Consider the following 17792-nt stretch of genomic DNA (forward strand, 5'->3'; position numbering starts at 1 on the left):
TCCAGTACCAGCTGTGACCGTAGACGTTCACTGCCGCATAGGGTTTCGATGAACGAGTGACAGCGACACTGCACAAAGTGTTGGCTGGCAACAGTTATCTGTATTACCTACGGCAGGTCGCCACTGACGATTCCACAAACCGCGGCCCCGGCACGCTCGCCGACTACTACTCGGTGCGAGGCGAGTCACCTGGCAAATGGCACGGCAGCGGCCTGGCCGCACTGGGCCTCGAGACCGGGGACCTGGTCACCGAAGCACAAATGAAGCGCCTATTCGGCGAAGGACGCCACCCCGACGCCGATGCCATCGAGACCGCGGTCATCGACCGCGAGATCACCGCCGGCGCCAAACCCGAAGACGCGCTACGCGCGGCAGACCACGCCACCCGCTTGGGGCGTCCATACCGCTTGTACCAGGGCGGCAACGAATTTCGCGAACGGTGCGCGGCAGCCTATGCCCTGCACAACGCCGATCATGGCCTGCCTCGATCCGCAGCGATCGACGACGACGCACGAGCCGGCATCCGCAGCCGCGTCGCCATCTCGATGTTCACCGAGATGATCGGGCGAGCGCCCCTGGATGCACGGGAGTTATCGGGATGGGTGGCCCGAAACTCCCGCCCGCAATCGGCCGCAGTCGCCGGATTCGACATCACCTTCAGCCCCGTCAAGAGCGTGTCAGCGCTCTGGGCTATCGCACCGAAGCCGGTCTCCGACGCAATCTTCGCCGCACACAACAAGGCAATCGACGATGCGGTCCCCTGGCTGGAAAAGCACGCGATCTTCTCCCGGTTGGGAGCCAACGGGGTACGGCAGGTCAATGTCGAGGGGATCGTCGCCGCACGGTTCGATCACCGCGAATCACGCTGCGGCGACCCCGATTTGCACACGCACCTAGTGATTGCGAACCGAGTACGTACGCTCGATGACCGCTGGCTCACCCTCGATGCGACAGTGATCTATCGGCTGATGGTGACTGTGAGCGAGATCTACAACTCCCGCGTGGAACACCACCTCGAATACGACCTCGCTCTTTCCTTCGACGAACGACCAGGAACCGATCCGTCGAAGCGATCAATCCGCGAAATTGCCCGCATGCCAGTGAGATTGATCGATCACTGGTCCCGACGCGATGCCGCGATCACCACGCGCCTCGATATGCTCGCGGCCAAGTTCGAGCGGGAGGTCGGGCGTGAGCCGATGCCGAAGGAGATGTTCGTGCTCGCGGAGCGCGCCACCCTCGAAACACGACCCGCCCGGCACAGATCGCGGTCCCGGGCCGAACAACGTGCGGACTGGAGCAAACAAGCCGAAACGGCGCTCGGCTCGCAGGAGCTGCTGTCGAAAACGGTGTCGACGATCCTGTCTCACAGGCGTGCACCACCCCGCGATCTGACCTCCACAGAGAGAGCGCATATCGCTCGTCGCATTGTCGCGACGGTGTCCGAGGAGCGGTCGAGCTGGCAATGGCATCACGTTCGCGCCGAAGCCGAACGGCAAACACGCGGGCTATTGAGCCGAGACCAGTGGGCCACCACTGTCGAAGCCGTTGTGACCGAAGCACTCTCACCAATCCATGTGGTCGCACGCGGCGATCCGGATGTCACCATGGAACCGGCCCTCGCCGACATTCCACCGCTGTATCAGCGCATAGATCGCACCAGCGTCTACACCGACGTCGGCACGCAGACCTACACGACAGCCCAGCGGCTGGGCACCACCGAGCAGTTGATCGAGCTGTCACTGCGGCTCGGCGCCCACACTCTCACCGACGAGACCGTCGATACCGCGGTCCGTGCCTATCACCGCGACCCGGCCAACTCCGGTCGTCGACTCAACTCCGGACAGATTGCGGTCATCACCGATTTCGCCCGATCGCCATGGTTCATCACGACCACGAACGCACCCGCCGGCGCCGGCAAGACCACCGCGATGCGCGTGCTGGCCGATGCCTGGCGCGCCGATGGCGGCACCATCCTGGGTCTGGCACCCACGGCGGCCGCAGCCGCCGTGCTCGGCGAAGCCATCCACGCGCGCGCCGAGACCGCCGACAAACTCCTCGATGTTCTCCATAAACACTCACCCACGGCGGCGATCTCGGCCGATCGACCGCTTCCACCGTCATTGCCCCAGTGGATGCTCGAGATCGATCAACACACCCTGGTCATCCTCGATGAACACGTGCGCCTCGGCGATGACAAGCGATTCGATCTGTTCAAGTTCCTCCTCACTCGCCAGGCCGCGGTGCGTTGCCTCGGCGATGATCATCAACTACCCGCCATCGAAGCAGGGGGCTCGGCAGCCGATACCGCCGATGCCGCGCGCTCGTCGACCATGACGCAGGTCGTTCGCTTCGCCTCCACCACCGAGGCCTCGGCCAGTCTCGCCCTGCGGGAGGGTGATCCGAGCGCTCTCGGGTTCTATCTCGACCACCGGCGAGTGCGAGCGGGATCATCGGGCGCGGTGCGCGAGCAGGCCTATGCCGGATGGATCGCCGACCGGCTCACCGACCGTGACACCGTGATGCTCGCAGCCACCAACAACATGGTCACCGCCCTCAACGAGCAGGCTCGCGCCGACCGAATCGCCCGCTCCGACAACGCGGTTGGCGCCGAGACCACACTTGCGGACGGGTTGCGCGCATCGGTCGGTGACATCGTCAGCACCCGCCGCAACAATCCGAGACTTCGCCTAGGCCAACGAGACTGGGTACGCAATGGCTATCGGTGGACAGTCACAGCTGTTGGACCCGATGGTGACCTCACCGCCACCCACCTGCGTTCCGGTGGCCGCGCGGGCGAAACTACCGTGCTGCCAGCGGAATACGTGCGCGAACATGTTCGGCTCGGATACGCGATGACGATCGACTCCGCGCAGGGAATCACCGCCGATACCTGCCATGTCGTACTCGCCGGGAGCGAATCTCGCAACCAGCTCTACGTCGCGCTCACCCGGGGCGCGAGCGCCAACTACGCATACGTCACCACCGCCATCGACGGCAGCGAAGCTACCTTCTGGACCGAACCCGGGCTGTTCCCCCGTACCGCGGTCGAAGTCCTACAGCGGGTGCTCGCCCGTGACAGCACCAACGCTTCGGCGTACACCGAACTGCGCGAGGTGCTCGATCCGCATCGGCGTCTGGGGCGCGCCATCGATACCTACCACGATGCCTTGGCGCTCGCCGCCGAGAATGCTTTGGGGGCAGCGGGTTTGATCGCCATCGACGCCTGCGCCGAACGGGCGTGGCCAGGACTTACCGATGCTCCCGCCTACCCGGCGTTGCGGGAAGTCCTGTCCTTGATCGCATTGTCGGGAGGCGATCCCGGCGACGCGTTGACCAATGCGCTCGCCGCACGGGAATTGATCACTGCGGCCGACCCCGCCGCGGTACTGCACTGGCGCCTCGACACCTTGCACACCTATCCGCGCGAAATCCAACCACTGCCCTGGCTGCGTTCTCTGCCGAGGAATCTGCCAGAAGGTTTGGTGGGCAACCATCTTCGAGCCCGAGCACGCCTGATCATCGGCCTCGCCGAAACGATCCGAACCAGCGCTCGAACGTGGACACCCGCCACAGCGCCGGTCTGGGCACGCCCACTGCTCGGCAAGGACGCGCTATTGGGCGACCTCGCGGTCTGGCGAGCGGGAAGACATATCGTCGATACCGACCTACGACCCACCGGCCCAACCGCTTTCACCATTCGCGAGCAGGACCATCAGCGACGGTTGGATACACGGGTCGCCAACGTCCTTGGTGACCCGCATAGCCCAGTCGTCGTGTGGTCGCCGGTGGTCGAGCAACTCGAGGCGCGCCTCCTCGATGACCCGTGGTGGCCGCAGCTCGCGGACAAGCTCGACGCCGCCGCCCGCGCCGGCCTCGATATCGAGGTCTTGCTGACGCACGCCGCAACCGAACGGCCCCTGCCCGACGATATGCCCGCTGCGGCATTGTGGTTCCGGCTCGGCCTCGACCCCTCAGCCCTGCAAGGCACCACCACTGCCAAGCACCTGTGCCCGGACTGGATCACTCACCTGTACCGGCTACTGGGCACCGAGTTCACCGACACAATCCTCGCCGACCCTTCATGGCCACGACTGGTCGCCGCAGTCGATCACGGTACCGAGGCGGGATGGCAAGCGCACGAACTGCTCACCACCGCCCACGAATTGATCACCGCCTCGGCACACGATGATCCGGGGCCACCACCGGACCAGTACGCGACCGCTCTCGCATGGCGGATCGAAGCCCTCCTACATCCCGTAACGCCGTCGCCAGCCGTCGACTCACCTTTCGAAAACCACAGCACAGCACCCGATTCGGACGACTTCATGACCCACGAGGATCGCCACAACACTGCACCGGCCACCGACGAACCGCGCTCCTTCGTGCGTCCCGATACCAGCGAGGAGCTCTCCGAGGACCTTCTCACTATTGCCGGACTGGTCCACACGGGCCAGCTCGCGGCGGCCAAGGAGGCACTGGTCCGGGCGTCGCACTCGGCAACCGCCGAGGAACTCGATGTGCTCCATCGCGTCGCGACCACGCTCTACCGGTACAGCTTCCCTGTCGCCCAGGCTCGCCTGCGGTGGGCCGCCCAGCAGTTTCCCCAGCACCGCGCACTCATCGAGGCCGCCACGCCCGAGACCGATCCACACACCTACGGCCCGGATCTCGATAGCTACCAATCGAATACCGTCACCGATAGCCGCTACGCAGCACGCGACCACGAACCGCGGTTCGCCGACACGCCACCGCGCCCCCGTCCCAGCGATATCGAAATCGCCGCCGCACAGGCAACTGCGGAATATCTCGACACACGCGCGGACATCGATGTCGAACCAGAACATCTACCGCTCCCGGACGGCGCACCCCACCGCTACTCCACCTCGCATCCACGCGATCCGCGCCCGAGCCACCATCCGCTGGACTACGACCTTGCCGCCGTGCCCGATACCCGCGGATTCGGTTGCGTGCACTGCGGTCTCGAACGCGCCGTCGTCGACTCCATCTCGCGCCCCGGCCGCCGCACTGACGATGGACTGTGCGGTACATGCCGTGAAAACGGTGCCACCGCCATTCCCGATCATGAACCGCACGAGCAAATTTCGGCCCGCTGCGCACACATCGCCGAGACTTACCCGGTGTCAGCCGCGTTGACGATGCTGCGCCGCGACTGGCGCGGCACGCTCAACCCGGACATCCGCGAGCAGATCCACAACTGGGTTACACGACACCTGACCGATCAAGATCAGCGCCCCCACGCCAAAACTACGGAGGGAGTTGACTCCGCGAACCCGCTCCACTCACTGACCGACGACGAGCTGGTTCGCCGCGTCGAGCACATCGCCCGCCGCCTCGCACTGGCCGATGACGAAATGCTGCTCTACGGGCCTGCGCACTCCCAGCCAGATGCTTCCACGACCACCGCCACCGGCTGGCTCACTGGCGAGTTGGAGCAACTCGAGCATGAGCAGCAGCGGCGTGCCGTCCTCACCGCAAGGAAGGCCGAGGGGCACCTCCGCGACTACTCTCCGAGCCACGAATCAGACTGTCCTGTAACCGACATCGGTCAAGCCGTGGTCGACCCCACTGCTCCAGGACAGGGTCTGTAACAACGACCGATTACGCATCGATCACGCGATCACGGTTTGATATCCAGCACTTTTGGGCACCCCCAAGACATGATCATCACCCCGCGTAATCGAACAACGACTACGAGGACAGATCTGGCCTCGGTTACCCTCACCGTGCTCACCTGCGCGGTCTTCTTCCTCGGTTTGACCGCCCTCACCGGCTCGTTCTCCACCGCCGCGACCGGCGCCATCGGGTTGTGCGGCGCGGTTGTGCTGGCGATGAAAATGATGGCCCTGCCGAACGACTCGATGTAACTCCGCGGCAGAGACGCTTCGAAATACAAGCATCCCTAGGGCATTTGCCCGATGTCGGCCGCGGTTGGATTCTCCTAGCGTTGACCGCATGTCAGTCACGTTGAATCCATCGATCATCGGCCAAGCCGAGAAGGTGCATACCGCGATCCTCGAGGTCGCCCTGGCGAACACCGGGCTGGATGAGAAGCAGTGGATCATCCTCAACCAGGCCATTGCCATCGACCCGGTCGATACCGCCGAACTCCGCACCCGCGTCGTCACCGCGACAAAGCGCACTCCTGCCGAAATCGACTCGGCCATAACGCGTTTGAACGAACGTGCCCTACTGGACGACGCCAAGCCGACAGCGGCCGGCCGAGCCCTGGTGGCCGATATCCGCGCAGGCATCGCACCTGCGCTGGATCGGGCCTACGGCCAAGTGTCGTTGAAGGACAGCGCAATCGCGGCCCAGGCACTGGCCACCATCACCGCCGCACTCTCGCAAGAGCTGAGCAAGATAACGGCGTGATGGCACTGCCTTCGTGAATCACCAGTGGTGGAATTACTTCTCGACCTTGTTGTACGCGTCCAGGATCTCGGTCGAGACGCGACCGCGCGTGGACACCTCGAAACCGTTCTGGCGAGCCCAATCTCGGATCGCCCGGCTCTGCTCACGATCGATCGCGGGGCGCGCCTTCGGAGCAGCCGCGGCGGCGCTCTTCGCGCGGCCCCGGCCGAGCTTGCGCGCGTACGGAGTCCACTGCTCGAAGACCTCGCGCAGTTTGGCAGCGTTGGCCGCCGACAGGTCGATCTCGAAATCGACGCCCTCAACGGCGAACAACACCGTCTCCTCCGCGATGGAGTCGCCGTCGAAATCATCCACCATTTCGACGATCACCTTGCGTGCCATGAACAACCAGCCCTTCGTGTCGAACCCGATGCAGTAGAGGCAAATCCTAATGGAGTCGGGGTGTTGGTTCGCCCGTCGGGTGAACGGTACCGAGGACCACGGCCGCCTGCGCGGGTCAGGTGACGGCCGGTGTGAGCTGGAATGGATACCAGAGGTCGCCGAGGTGGCGGATGTCGGATTCGCCGAGGGCGGTGACGTCCTGATCCGCCCGGAACTTCGACCCGGTACCCGCGGGGTGCGGAGCAGATCGGTGGCCATCGGCGCACCTCGATTGGTTCGGCAATGCGTGCCAACCAATATTCCGCCTAATCGTCGGTGCGGGTGGCGGTCAAGAGTTCCAAAGTGACGGGTTCGATGAACTGCCCGGTTGGCTCCAAATCGAGCAGGGCGTTGGTGAGTGCGTCTTCGAACGCGGTCTGACGGTCACCGAGCAGGTGGCGCAGCGGCAGGGAAGTTGAGTACAGATAGCCGATGATCTGTTCTATGGTCCATGGCCGCGGGAAGTCGTAGACGTGGCGATTCACGTGCGGGAAGGGCGAATTGGCCAGTATCTGTTCATGGCGAACGAACAGATCGGCGGTCGGAATGGGTCGCTCGTCTTGACCATTGGGGAGGAAACGCCGTTGGACATCTTCGATGGTGCGCTGCCAGATGGTGATCGGGCGGATCAGGAAGGCGTCGCTGGCGATGACCAGAATGCCGTTGTCCTCGACCATCTCGTCGAGGGCGGTCAGAACGCGGGCGCGATCCATCCAATGGAATGAGCGGCCCATGGTGACCAGTCGGAAGCGGCCGAGTCGGCCGGGCAGGTCTGATGAGGAGCCATGTGCCCAGGTCACATTCGAGATCCCGCGTGCGTGCGCCTGTCGCGCAGCCTCGGTGAGCATCTCGGGTTCGGGGTCCACGCCGACCGCGTCGGCGACGTGGGCCGCAAGCTCGAGCGTCAGCTGGCCGGTGCCGCAGCCCAGGTCGAGTAGGCGGCCGGTACCGTCGAGATTCGCCCGCCGGATCACCTCGTCGAGGAAGACCTGCGGATAGCCCGGCCGGAACCGCGCGTAATGCCATGCCGTGCCGGCGAATAGGCCATCGGTCGAGTTGCCGGGACGATCGGTCATGGCCACCTCCCCCTCCTGAACAACGCCGCCTATTCCCTCGGGCACATGACCGGCAACGGTCACCGATCCCAACGGTACTGGCGTTCAGGGTGATTCGTCTGCCTGTCCGGGTCGCCCCGGCCGTCTCGGCGACCACTTCGCAGGTGATCGCCGAGACGAGAGACCCGAGTCCGCAGGGGGGAACGAGATCAGAACGAGCCGGTGCTCGGCTTCTGAGTGGTCGGCGGGGTTGTGGTGGTGGTCGGCGGGGTGGTTGTGGTCGTCGGCGGGGCCGTGGTGGTGGTCGGAGGCGGTGTCGTGGTCGGGACCGGCTCGTCGATGACGGTGATCACCTTGGTGGTGGTCGAACCCGCGACATTGGTGCGACCGGAGAAGGTCGCGCCAATCGTGTACGAGCCCGCGGCATTCGGGGTCCATACGGTTGCCGCCTTGCCGTCAGCACCGACCGGAGCGTCGGCGACAACGGTGTCTCCGACCTTGAACTGGACGGTGCCGCCCGGCGCGGCCGGGGACACGCTCGCCTCGAGCGTGATGGCCTTACCGGTCTTCGCGCCACTGACATCGGTGATCGTGGTGGTCGAGACGGCATCAGCGGCAACGGTGATGCTCGGTCCCTTATCGGCGTAGGTGCCACTACCGAGCGAGCCGCCGTAGTTCATCGAGGTCGACAGCGGGGTGGCGCGGGCACAGTTGGCCCCCACGGTGTACTGCACTTCGAAGGTCTGCGATTTCGGGTTGATGTTCGGATACACCGGATACTTCGTGATGCCGAATTCCGCGCGCACCCAGTCCGGGGACGAAGTGTCCAGGGAGACTTGGTCTCCGCCCATCTTCGCCGAACCCGCGACGGGGGTCAGGCAGGCCGGGTGCAGGTCCTTGATGTTGTAGATGTACTCCACCGGAATCCCGGTGCGTTCGAATTTGGTTGTGACGGTGACAGTGTCGCCCGGGACCGGGTTGGTGTTGGACACCGTGCGGGTGAACTTGCTGTTGCCGTCACTCCAGGTGATCGTCCCAGGCGCGGCCGAGGCCGTACCCGGAATCAACGCGACCGCGAACCCGGCTGCCACCGCGAACGCCGCGAGCGATCCGCCCACCTGCTTCATTCTCTTATCCACCATCATGTACTCCCACGCACGTCAGGTGCCTCAATGCACCCGAGTTGGCGAGATTAGATCACGGTCGAGCCCTCCCGGAACGCAGTTTTGAAATGATAGTGATTCAAATTAGGATTCGCCGCCCGCTACCGCACAGCCACACGCCACCGGTGATTCGGACCCCACCGATCACGCGTTGAACACGCCCCAGACACAGCGGGATTCCGAATTGCGAGGTTGCGCGCGTTTCGTCCGAATTTCGGATTCAACCTCTGACATTCTGTGCCACTATGGCCGACCCCGTGGCAGTGGGCGAAGAACTGAGGTGCGACGTGGAGATCCCACGTGCGGGGTCAACCGGACAGGCCTGGTGGCAGGCCACCAATACCGGCACCCCCGCTCAGATCGCGGCCGCGTTGACCGAGCTCACCACCCGCGTGACGCGCGACCTCGAAACCCGCTCGAACAGCGGCGATACCGACTATCGCTGGTGCTGTTGCCTGGTGTCCCGTGCGGACCGATCGGTCATCGCCGGGTTCCGCGGCCACACGACCACCGCTCAGATTCCCGGCATTCTGGCCATGATGTCCCAGAAGGTCATGGCCATGTCCGCCACCGGCTTTCGATCGGCGTCAGAGCGCGGAACCGATTCAACGCGTGGCACTGATGGTCAGGATCAACGTCCAAAACGTCAGCGATTCACCCCACCGGACACAGCGGCAGTGTGGCGCGAAATAGAGCCGCCTGATGCAGTGGATCCATTGGTCGAACAGCCAATGTCGCCATGACACTGCGGATTACGAGCGCACCGCAGCCCGGCCCGGTCAGCGCGGGCCGACGATCGGCCATCTGATCGATGATCTCGACGTTCGTCCGGTCGATCTCGGGCCGGACCGCGGTCAAGTCGACCGCGACGGTCGGGGCCGACCTCTGATCGAGATTCCACCGCAGGATGAGCCCGCGCTGCACAATCTTGCTGGCATCGATCTGCCCGGCGAACACCTGATCAACCCACCGCTCGGACAACCCCGACTTCGCACCGAGCGCAGCCATCCCGCTGTACACCACCGCTTCGCGGTCAGGATCGTCGATGACCGGGTCCTGCCGCGTCGCCCTGGCCGTCTCCCATTTCGCCGCGGCGACGGCATCGGCCAGTTCGATGCGATCGGCGATGGCCGTCACGAGAGCATCCAGCGAACCAGGTTCGGGAGGTGCGGCGACGCTGACCGGAGCCAGGATCACCGGGATCCCGAGAAAGAGAACCGCCATCACCGCACTCCTGAACCGCATATCTCTCCTAAGCCTGATCGATCGGGGGGTATCGCCCGCACGGAATCGCTATGGGCCGCGCAAAGTGTGTCCGAATGGCCTGCTCGATAGTAATCAGCGACCGACACGGGACCGATGGACAGACGCGACCGAAGCCCGCTCAGCACCAATTATGGTGGGTGCTGTGCCAGGTGATCGAGTGCGAAGGTCTGTGATGCCGCCGCATGTCGACAGGCGGTCGGCGGCGGTACCGGCGGTGACCAAAGACGATGTGCGCGATGCCGCGTTGACGTTGTTCGCCGAGCGCGGGTATCACGGGACGTCGCTCAAGGATGTGGCCGGGGCGCTGGGACTGCGGACCCCGAGTTTGTACGCGCATATCGATTCCAAGCAGTCGCTGCTCGTCGACATCGTGCTGCACACCATCGAGCAGGTGGTCGCCGATTTCGAGGAAGTGCTTGCCGCGGAACGGGATCCGGTCGAGCGGGTACGAGCCGCGACGCGGGTGTATGCCGCGCACCACGCGACCCATCGGCGGGAGGCGTTGGTGGTGAACCACGAGACCGTGCATCTGGAGGAGCCCGATCTCACTGTGGCACAGCAGATGCGGCGCGATCACGAGCATGCTTTCCGGCAGGTGATCGCCGACGGTAAGCGCGCCGGGGTGTTCACCGTCGCCTCCCCCAAGCTCGCGTCTTTCGCGATCCTGGAGATGTGCGTGTCCATCGCGCGCTGGTTCAACGACGACGGTGAGGTCACCGCCGACGCTGTGGCGGAACAGTACTCGGACTACGCGCTCGCGCTGGTCGGAGCTTCCACGGTGAGCTGATCGACCTCACGGGGGCGCACGGTCAGCGTCTGCTGGGCGATGCCCACCGGTCCATCGAGATCGTGCAGAACCGAGCTGGTCACGCCTTGCCCGTCGCGTCCGAAGACGACAGTGGTGTCGAGCCCGACCCAACGTCCGACCGGCTGCCGGTAGAGGTGAATCGTCAAATCCAGGTTCGGAAACAGCCATTTCGAGGGTTCCTGCCGCACGGCGATGCCGTTGGCCGTATCGACCAGGCCCACGTAGGCCGCCAATTCCGACACCGGTTCGCCCGCGAGCAACTCGACGTTCGCGGACACCCAGGCGGTCGTGCGGCCCGGTTGCGGAATTCCGATCGGGCGCATATCGATCGATGCGATGTATCCGCCGTCCCACACCTGGGACAGCGGCCATTCGGCCAGTGTGTCCGGTGCCGGGAGCCGCGACGGTTCACCACCGGCGACCGCATCGGTGTCCTGGACGCAGGCGAACCAGGCGCGGGCGGTCACCGTATCGCGGCCGTCGATCACGGCGGTGGCCTGCACCAATTCGATCGTGCGGCCCGATCGGAGGATGTCGACCCGAATATCGAAGGGCGAGAACGCGATCGGGCCGAGGATGTCGATGGTGATCCGGCTCGCCAGCAGGGCGGGCCGATCTCGCCTGGATCGTTCGGCTTCGATTTCGTGCACCAGCAATCCGACCAGCGGACTCACATGCTGTTCGGTGGCAGACCACGCACCGCCGGTATGCGGGGTGGGCGCGAACCGATGCGGCCCCAACCGCTGGAAGTAGGCGCGCGTCATCGGTCGCCTCGCGCGATCGATGACGCCGTGATCAGAGCCTTCTGCAAGTTCATCGATTCTCCGCCGGTGTGACGCGCAGGTCGGCTCGCAAGCCGAGCCCGACAACTAACTAATGAGCGTTAGTTATCAGACCTTAGGAGCTTCGAACGCACCCCGTCAACCGAGGTCGAGGCCTCTGTTCATTTCGCGGACCCGGTGCTAGCTTCAGTTGCTGAACGCTTAACAAGTAACTTGGAGGTCGCGATGCGCACCGCTATCCATCCCCGGCTCTATGACCCCGCACCGGATGACCCCGTGCTCAATGGCGGGGAATGCGCTCGCTGTGGTCGTGTCTACTTCCCGCCCATTGGGCTCGGCTGCGAAAACTGCGGCGCGCCGGCGGAATCACTCACATCGGTCGCATTAGCCACCGACGGTGTCGTGTTCGCCATCGCCGAGGTGAACGTCAACGCACAAGGCACGTCGCCTTTTTCGGTCGTGGAGGTCGTGCTGGATGCGGGACCACTGATTCGGGCGGCTGTGCATCCCGCATCGCCGCCGCTGCAGATCGACGACCGAGTACGCGCGCGGTGGCATGCGGTCAAGCGAAGCGATGCCGGAGCGGATCTGGTGGAACCGGCATTCATCAAGTCCACGTTCATATTTGGAGAGTCGGAGTGACTGCCGAGGGCGCACCGCGTCCAGCCTGGGTGATCGGGGTGGGCCTGCACCCCTATCAGAAGCTCGGCGGCACCCCCTATACCGAGTTGGGGGTCACAGCGATTCGTGCGGCGCTAGCCGATGCGGGCATCGAGTGGAATCAGGTGCAGACCGCGTACACCGGGACAGCGAGCACCTCGATGGCGTTGTCGCGCTTGATGTATCGGCATCTGGGCGCGACCGGGATCCCGATGGTTCAGATCGAGAATGCGTCCGCGTCCGGGTCCAGTGCGTTCCGGCAGGCGTATCTCGATATCGCCTACGGCGTGCACGATGTCGCCATCGCGGTCGGGGTGGACAAACCATTGAGCTTCTCGTCTCCGGCGCGTGTGGCAGGTGTCGACGATCTGGTGGGCAGCCGGATTCTGCCGGTCACGCATTTCGCCCTGTTGGCCTCGCGCTACATGTACGAGACCGGGGCAACGCCGGAACACCTGGCACGGGTGGCGGTCAAGAACAGCCGCAACGCCGTTCACAATCCGAATGCCCAGCGACCACGAGCCCGCACGCTCGCGGAAGTGCTGACACCGCCCGCGCTCAGCGGTGTGCTGACCCGCCTGCAATGCTGTCCGGTCGGGGAGGGCGCGGCGGCCGCGCTCATCGTCTCCGATCGCGCGATCGATGAACTCGGCCTGGATCGCGATCGCGCCGTTCGGATCAGAGCATCGGCACTGAGATCCGAAACCTACTATGGCACAGTTAATTTCGATGCCGCACTGACCTCCGAGACCACTGCCGAAGCACTGTCCGCCGCCGGTGTGGCAGTCGAGGACGTGGATCTGGTCGAACTGCACGACGCCTTCACCATCGAGGAATTGGTGTACCTGGAGGCGATGTGCATCTGCCCGCCGGGGCACGCCGGGCCCGCTGTGGCGGCGGGTGAGTTCGATATCGGCGGCCGCGTCGCGGTCAACACCTCGGGTGGGCTGCTGTCCATGGGCCACCCCATCGGACCGACCGGAATCGGTCAGATCGCGGAGTTGACCACCCAGCTCCGCGGCGAAGCCGGTCTGCGCCAGCATCGCGATGCCCGTATCGGTCTGGCCCACATGGTGGGTTTGGGCGCGGTTTGCGCGGTGCACATTCTCTCGCGCGATTGATGCGCGCGGCATATCCATCACACAGGGGACAACGATGACCCAACCCGACCATGGCACTCCCGAATACTGGGCCGCGCACCGACCGGATCAGCCCGCGGTAATCAGCGGCTCCACCGTCCTGACCTATCGACAATGGAACGAGGCCGCTGATCGCGTCGCGGAAGGGCTTGCCCGCCAAGGGCTTCGCCCCGGTGATCGGCTCGGCATGCGGTTCCGGCTCGCACCCGAATGGTTCGTGATCCAGCGGGCACTGCAAAAGCTCGGCGTAGCCCAGGTGGCGGTCAATTGGCGACTGACCCCCGAGGAAACGCTGTACATCCTGCGCGACAGCGACGCGAAAGGGTTGGCATGCAACGATATCGACGTCACCGGGTGGGCCGGGCACGATATCGGACTGCTGATCACCGTCGCACAGACGTCCGAAGCCGCCGGGGTGCGATATGAGGATCTGCTCGAAACCGACAATACCCCAGCTCGTTTCGGTCCGGTCCAGCCGCTGCTGGTGATGTACACCTCGGGTACCACCGGACGACCGCGCGGTGTGCCGCCGACGAACCCCGCCGAATCGCCCGATCCGGCGCGCCTCTTCCGATACGCGCTCTCGGTGGCCGGAACCCCGCCGCAGCACGATGGTGTCATCGCCTTGCTGACCATGCCCGTGCATCACGGTGCGGGACCGCAGATTTCGGCGCGCACCGCCGCCCACGGCGGCACGATCGTGAGCCTGGACCCCTTCGACGCCGAACAGGCCCTGCGCCTGATCCATGAGCATCGAATCGAGTCGTGGGTCGGTGTTCCCACCATGCTCCAGCGGGTTCAGAAGCTGCCCGAGCAGGTGTTCGCACGGTACGACCTAACCTGCCTGCGCCAGATCGGCTTGGGAGCGGCACCCGTTCCCCAATCGCTCAAACGGTGGGTCGTCGAGCGATTCGGCGACGGGGTGCTGTGGGAGAGCTACGGAGCCAGCGAGCCCGGAATGATCAGCTACACGCCACCGGAATTCCAGCTGAGCAAACCCGGCACGAGCGGTCGACCCTACGACGGGGTCGAGATCGCGATTGTGGACCGGAACTGGGAACGACTGCCCACCGGACAGGTCGGTGAGATCGCGGTCAGCACTCCAATCGTGTTGCGCCACTACCTCGGTGGACCCGATCTCGGGCAGGACGTGATCAAGGACGGCTTCTATCGCACCGGCGATGTTGGCTACCTCGACGAGGACGGCTTCGTGTACATCACCGACCGGATCAAGGACATGATCGTGGCGGGCGGGGTCAATATCTATCCGGCCGAGATCGAGAAGGCGCTCGCCTCGCATCCGGAGATCGTGGAGGCCGCGGTCATCGGCATTCCCGACGACGACTTCGGAGAGAAACCCCTGGCCTACATCATCACCACGCCCGGGACGAAGCCGACCGAGGACGAACTCCTCGAACACCTGGCAGGTCAGCTCGCGCGCTACAAACGGCCCCGCGAGTTCGTCATGGTCGATGATCTGCCGCGCAATCCGGTCGGAAAAGTGCTCAAAAACGAACTGCGGCAACCATATTGGGAAGGACGCCACCGCAATGTCTGATACCCCGCCCAGCGGATCAGTGACCTCGGAGCTCATCGTGACCGAAGTCGTCGACCAACACATTCTGGTCATCACCATCAATCGGCCGCATCGCCGCAATGCTTTCGACGGAGCCACCGCCCATGCCCTCGAGACCGTCATCGACGAGTACGACGCCGATGACTCGCTGCGATGCGCGGTCCTGACCGGTTCGGACATCGTCTTTTCCGCGGGGCAGGACCTCATCGCGGCCGCGGAGGGCGATATGGGCGTGACCGAACGACGCGGCCCGTTCGGAATCATGGCGCAGCCGCCGGCCAAACCCATCATCGCCGCGGTGGAAGGTCACGCGCTCGCCGGCGGGCTCGAACTCTGCCTGGCATGCGATCTGATCGTCTCCTCCCGCACCGCCACCATGGGCTTGCCCGAGGCCGCCCGCTCGCTGGTAGCCCTGGGCGGCGGCTGCTTCCGCCTCCCCCGACGCATCCCCTATCACCTCGCCATGGAACTGATTCTCACCGGAAAGATTTGGCCCGCACCGCGATTCGCCGAGCTGGGACTGATCAACCGGATCACCGAGCCCGGCCGGGCACTGGCGGGAGCACTGGAGCTCGCGGGTGAGATCTGCGCCGCCGGTCCGCTCGCGGTGCGTGCGAGCAAACAGATCGCCGCGCGTTCCCAGGACTGGACAGATGCGCAAGCCTGGGATCGACAGCTGAAATACGTTGCCACCCTGCATGATTCGGAGGACCTGCGCGAGGGTTTGCTCGCCTTCGCCCAGAAGCGTCCGCCGGTATGGAAAGGACGCTGACATGTTCGTGGAACCCACTCTCACCAGCAGCCTGCTCGACGGGCAGGTCGCCATCGTCACCGGCGGATCGCGCGGTATCGGCGGGGCCACCGCGATACAGCTGGCCGCCAACGGGGCCAGCGTCGTCATCGCCGACGTGGACAAATCCAAGGCCGATGCCACGGCCGCCGCGATCAACGAGCGGTACGGATCCGACAGCGCCACCGCGTTCGTCGCGGATCTGGTGTCCCCGGGCGCCTGCGACGACCTGGTCGACCACGCCCTGCACTACTACGGCGACCTCGACATCGTGGTCAACAACGCGGGCTACGCCTGGGACAGCCGCGTGCACGCCATGACCGACGAGCAATTCCAGGCGATGCTCGACATCCATCTGGTCGTCCCGTTCCGACTGGCGCGCGCCTGTGCGCCGGTATTCCGTGCGGCCGCGCAGGCCGATAATGCCAATGGCGTTGTGCGGCATCGCAAGACGGTGATGGTCTCCTCCATGGCCGGTCTGATCGGCTTGGACGGTGCGGCCAACTACGCCGCCGCCAAGGCCGGAATGCTCGGCCTGGTGCGCACTCTCGCGCAGGAGTGGGGCTCGATGCGGGTGAATGTGAATGCCGTGGCGTTCGGTGTCATCCAAACCCGTTTCGGGCTACCGCAATCCGAGCGCGAGGTGATCCACACCGGCGGGCGCACCATCCAGGTCGGCATGCCCGCCAAACAGGCGCAGCGGATGGGCATCACCGTCGACCCGGATTCACCGCCCACCGAGGCGGAGATCTACGCCGCCAAACCCATGCCGTTCGTCTCGCTGGGTCGGACCGGAACGATCTCCGAAGCAGCCGATGCCATTTTCTGGCTCTGCTCACCGCTGTCGAACTATGTGACCGGACAGGTCGTACCCGTGAACGGCGGCACCCGCCTGGCGTGATCGAGACCTGCGGGCTCGCACGGGGTATCGCGAAGTGTGTGCCCGCAGGTCATCTATTCTTGCCGAACGTTCAACAAGAGAAGGGGTGCTGTATGCCAGGTCGCTCACGACGTTCGACAGCGGAGATCTCCGGCGAACCCACCGCCGCGCCGGTACGCCGCACCCAGCAGGAACGCACCGCCCAAGCCGGGCAGGCCCTGCTCGACGCCGCCGAGATCCTTTTTTCCCAACGCGGAGTCGACCAAACCTCCCTGGCCGATGTCGGCCAACTCGCGGGTTATAGCCGCGGCCTGGCCAACCATCACTTCGGCACCAAAGCCGCCCTCGTCGACGCCCTCGCCGAACGCATCCAATCGCGATTCGTCGCCGATATCGACTTCACCACCATCGAGCAATCCGATGCCGACATGGTCGAAATCCTCGCCGACCTGGTCCAGGACTACCTCGAAGCCATTGTCCGATACGCCGACACCAGCCGCGCCTTCTTCGTCATGTGGGGAGCAGCCATCCCTTCCGAAGCCGCCCTGGGCCCCATCTTCGCCGCCGACGACGCCCGCTTCCGCCACGGCGCCGAAACCCTGCTGCGCGCGGGCCGAACCAATGGCACCGTCGCCCCGGACATCGACCCCGCCGCCGCGGCCGTCGCGGTCATCGGCATGGTCCGCGGCATCGCGGCCCAATACCTCATCGCCCCTGACGCATTCGATTTGCCCGCGGCGACACACGCCTGCCGAACCTTCGTGAAGCGAACGCTCACAGCACCATAGGGCGTTGCGGCATTGTCGAAGCCTGGTCGGACGCGGTGTGAATCCTCCCGCCTATGGCGCCGGCCACCT

General features: G+C 64.9%; 15 protein-coding genes. 10 read left to right on the top strand and 5 right to left on the bottom strand.

Annotated elements, in window-relative coordinates; genetic code table 11:
• Window positions 1-77: 77 nt before the first annotated feature.
• The 3 genes from mobF (at window position 78) to AB0L82_RS36480 (ending at window position 6396) form a co-directional block, all read left to right on the top strand.
• Entirely contained in the window at window positions 78-5612 is a 5535-nt protein-coding gene (gene mobF, locus AB0L82_RS36470; protein ID WP_364647318.1) for a MobF family relaxase, read from the top strand.
• 69 nt (window positions 5613-5681) lie between these two features.
• Complete coding sequence (locus AB0L82_RS36475; RefSeq protein WP_364647321.1) at window positions 5682-5888, top strand: hypothetical protein; 207 nt, start codon at window positions 5682-5684, stop codon at window positions 5886-5888.
• Window positions 5889-5976: 88 nt separating this feature from the next.
• Window positions 5977-6396 carry a hypothetical protein gene (locus AB0L82_RS36480; RefSeq protein ID WP_364647324.1) on the top strand — a complete coding sequence of 140 codons (420 nt, stop codon included), beginning with the start codon at window positions 5977-5979 and terminating at the stop codon, window positions 6394-6396.
• Window positions 6397-6429: 33 nt separating this feature from the next.
• Here the strand turns inward: AB0L82_RS36480 and AB0L82_RS36485 are convergent, their stop codons facing one another.
• The 4 genes from AB0L82_RS36485 to aroQ form a co-directional block, all read right to left on the bottom strand.
• Complete coding sequence (locus AB0L82_RS36485; protein ID WP_364647326.1) at window positions 6430-6777, bottom strand: Lsr2 family protein; 348 nt, start codon at window positions 6775-6777, stop codon at window positions 6430-6432.
• Between the two features lie 305 nt (window positions 6778-7082).
• Window positions 7083-7892, bottom strand: coding sequence for a class I SAM-dependent methyltransferase (locus AB0L82_RS36490; RefSeq protein ID WP_364647329.1), 810 nt, complete (start codon window positions 7890-7892; stop codon window positions 7083-7085).
• Window positions 7893-8080: 188 nt separating this feature from the next.
• On the bottom strand, window positions 8081-9013 hold the full coding sequence (locus tag AB0L82_RS36495) for an Ig-like domain-containing protein (RefSeq protein WP_364647332.1): 933 nt from the start codon (window positions 9011-9013) through the stop codon (window positions 8081-8083).
• A 675-nt stretch (window positions 9014-9688) separates the two neighbouring features.
• Window positions 9689-10258, bottom strand: coding sequence for a gamma subclass chorismate mutase AroQ (gene aroQ, locus AB0L82_RS36500; protein WP_364647335.1), 570 nt, complete (start codon window positions 10256-10258; stop codon window positions 9689-9691).
• Window positions 10259-10514: 256 nt separating this feature from the next.
• On the opposite strand from aroQ, the gene AB0L82_RS36505 reads away from it, so the two are divergent.
• Complete coding sequence (locus tag AB0L82_RS36505) at window positions 10515-11087, top strand: TetR/AcrR family transcriptional regulator (RefSeq protein ID WP_364647338.1); 573 nt, start codon at window positions 10515-10517, stop codon at window positions 11085-11087.
• On the opposite strand, the gene AB0L82_RS36510 is transcribed toward AB0L82_RS36505, so the two are convergent.
• Window positions 11048-11872, bottom strand: a complete 825-nt coding sequence (locus tag AB0L82_RS36510; protein WP_364647341.1) for a thioesterase family protein — start codon at window positions 11870-11872, stop codon at window positions 11048-11050. The two genes, AB0L82_RS36505 and AB0L82_RS36510, sit on opposite strands and share 40 nt — an antisense overlap.
• Before the next feature lie 243 nt (window positions 11873-12115).
• On the opposite strand from AB0L82_RS36510, the gene AB0L82_RS36515 reads away from it, so the two are divergent.
• From AB0L82_RS36515 to AB0L82_RS36540, 6 genes are all read left to right on the top strand, one after another.
• The gene (locus AB0L82_RS36515; RefSeq protein ID WP_364647344.1) at window positions 12116-12532 is read left to right on the top strand and encodes a zinc ribbon domain-containing protein; all 417 of its coding nucleotides are present in this window, start codon (window positions 12116-12118) and stop codon (window positions 12530-12532) included.
• The gene (locus AB0L82_RS36520) at window positions 12529-13671 is read left to right on the top strand and encodes a thiolase family protein (protein WP_364647347.1); all 1143 of its coding nucleotides are present in this window, start codon (window positions 12529-12531) and stop codon (window positions 13669-13671) included. Before AB0L82_RS36515 ends, AB0L82_RS36520 begins: the two co-directional genes overlap by 4 nt.
• 34 nt (window positions 13672-13705) lie before the next feature.
• On the top strand, window positions 13706-15247 hold the full coding sequence (locus AB0L82_RS36525; protein ID WP_364647350.1) for an AMP-binding protein: 1542 nt from the start codon (window positions 13706-13708) through the stop codon (window positions 15245-15247).
• Window positions 15240-16037, top strand: coding sequence for a crotonase/enoyl-CoA hydratase family protein (locus tag AB0L82_RS36530; protein WP_364647353.1), 798 nt, complete (start codon window positions 15240-15242; stop codon window positions 16035-16037). Before AB0L82_RS36525 ends, AB0L82_RS36530 begins: the two co-directional genes overlap by 8 nt.
• Window position 16038: 1 nt before the next feature.
• Window positions 16039-16956, top strand: a complete 918-nt coding sequence (locus tag AB0L82_RS36535) for an SDR family oxidoreductase (protein ID WP_364647356.1) — start codon at window positions 16039-16041, stop codon at window positions 16954-16956.
• A 92-nt stretch (window positions 16957-17048) separates the two neighbouring features.
• The gene (locus AB0L82_RS36540; RefSeq protein ID WP_364647359.1) at window positions 17049-17723 is read left to right on the top strand and encodes a TetR/AcrR family transcriptional regulator; all 675 of its coding nucleotides are present in this window, start codon (window positions 17049-17051) and stop codon (window positions 17721-17723) included.
• Window positions 17724-17792: the final 69 nt, after the last annotated feature.

Source organism: Nocardia sp. NPDC052001 (genome assembly GCF_040680615.1).
Taxonomy (GTDB): Bacteria; Actinomycetota; Actinomycetes; order Mycobacteriales; family Mycobacteriaceae; genus Nocardia.

Excerpts from the sequence above, each read along its gene's own strand:
- AB0L82_RS36480 (WP_364647324.1), top strand. The coding sequence starts at position 5,977 with ATGTCAGTCACGTTGAATCCATCGATCATCGGCCAAGCCGAGAAGGTG.
- AB0L82_RS36485 (WP_364647326.1), bottom strand. The coding sequence starts at position 6,777 with ATGGCACGCAAGGTGATCGTCGAAATGGTGGATGATTTCGACGGCGAC.
- aroQ (WP_364647335.1), bottom strand. The coding sequence starts at position 10,258 with ATGGCGGTTCTCTTTCTCGGGATCCCGGTGATCCTGGCTCCGGTCAGC.
- AB0L82_RS36535 (WP_364647356.1), top strand. The coding sequence starts at position 16,039 with ATGTTCGTGGAACCCACTCTCACCAGCAGCCTGCTCGACGGGCAGGTC.
- AB0L82_RS36475 (WP_364647321.1), top strand. The coding sequence starts at position 5,682 with ATGATCATCACCCCGCGTAATCGAACAACGACTACGAGGACAGATCTG.
- AB0L82_RS36515 (WP_364647344.1), top strand. The coding sequence starts at position 12,116 with ATGCGCACCGCTATCCATCCCCGGCTCTATGACCCCGCACCGGATGAC.
- AB0L82_RS36530 (WP_364647353.1), top strand. The coding sequence starts at position 15,240 with ATGTCTGATACCCCGCCCAGCGGATCAGTGACCTCGGAGCTCATCGTG.
- AB0L82_RS36525 (WP_364647350.1), top strand. The coding sequence starts at position 13,706 with ATGACCCAACCCGACCATGGCACTCCCGAATACTGGGCCGCGCACCGA.
- AB0L82_RS36540 (WP_364647359.1), top strand. The coding sequence starts at position 17,049 with ATGCCAGGTCGCTCACGACGTTCGACAGCGGAGATCTCCGGCGAACCC.
- AB0L82_RS36495 (WP_364647332.1), bottom strand. The coding sequence starts at position 9,013 with ATGGTGGATAAGAGAATGAAGCAGGTGGGCGGATCGCTCGCGGCGTTC.
- AB0L82_RS36510 (WP_364647341.1), bottom strand. The coding sequence starts at position 11,872 with ATGACGCGCGCCTACTTCCAGCGGTTGGGGCCGCATCGGTTCGCGCCC.
- AB0L82_RS36490 (WP_364647329.1), bottom strand. The coding sequence starts at position 7,892 with ATGACCGATCGTCCCGGCAACTCGACCGATGGCCTATTCGCCGGCACG.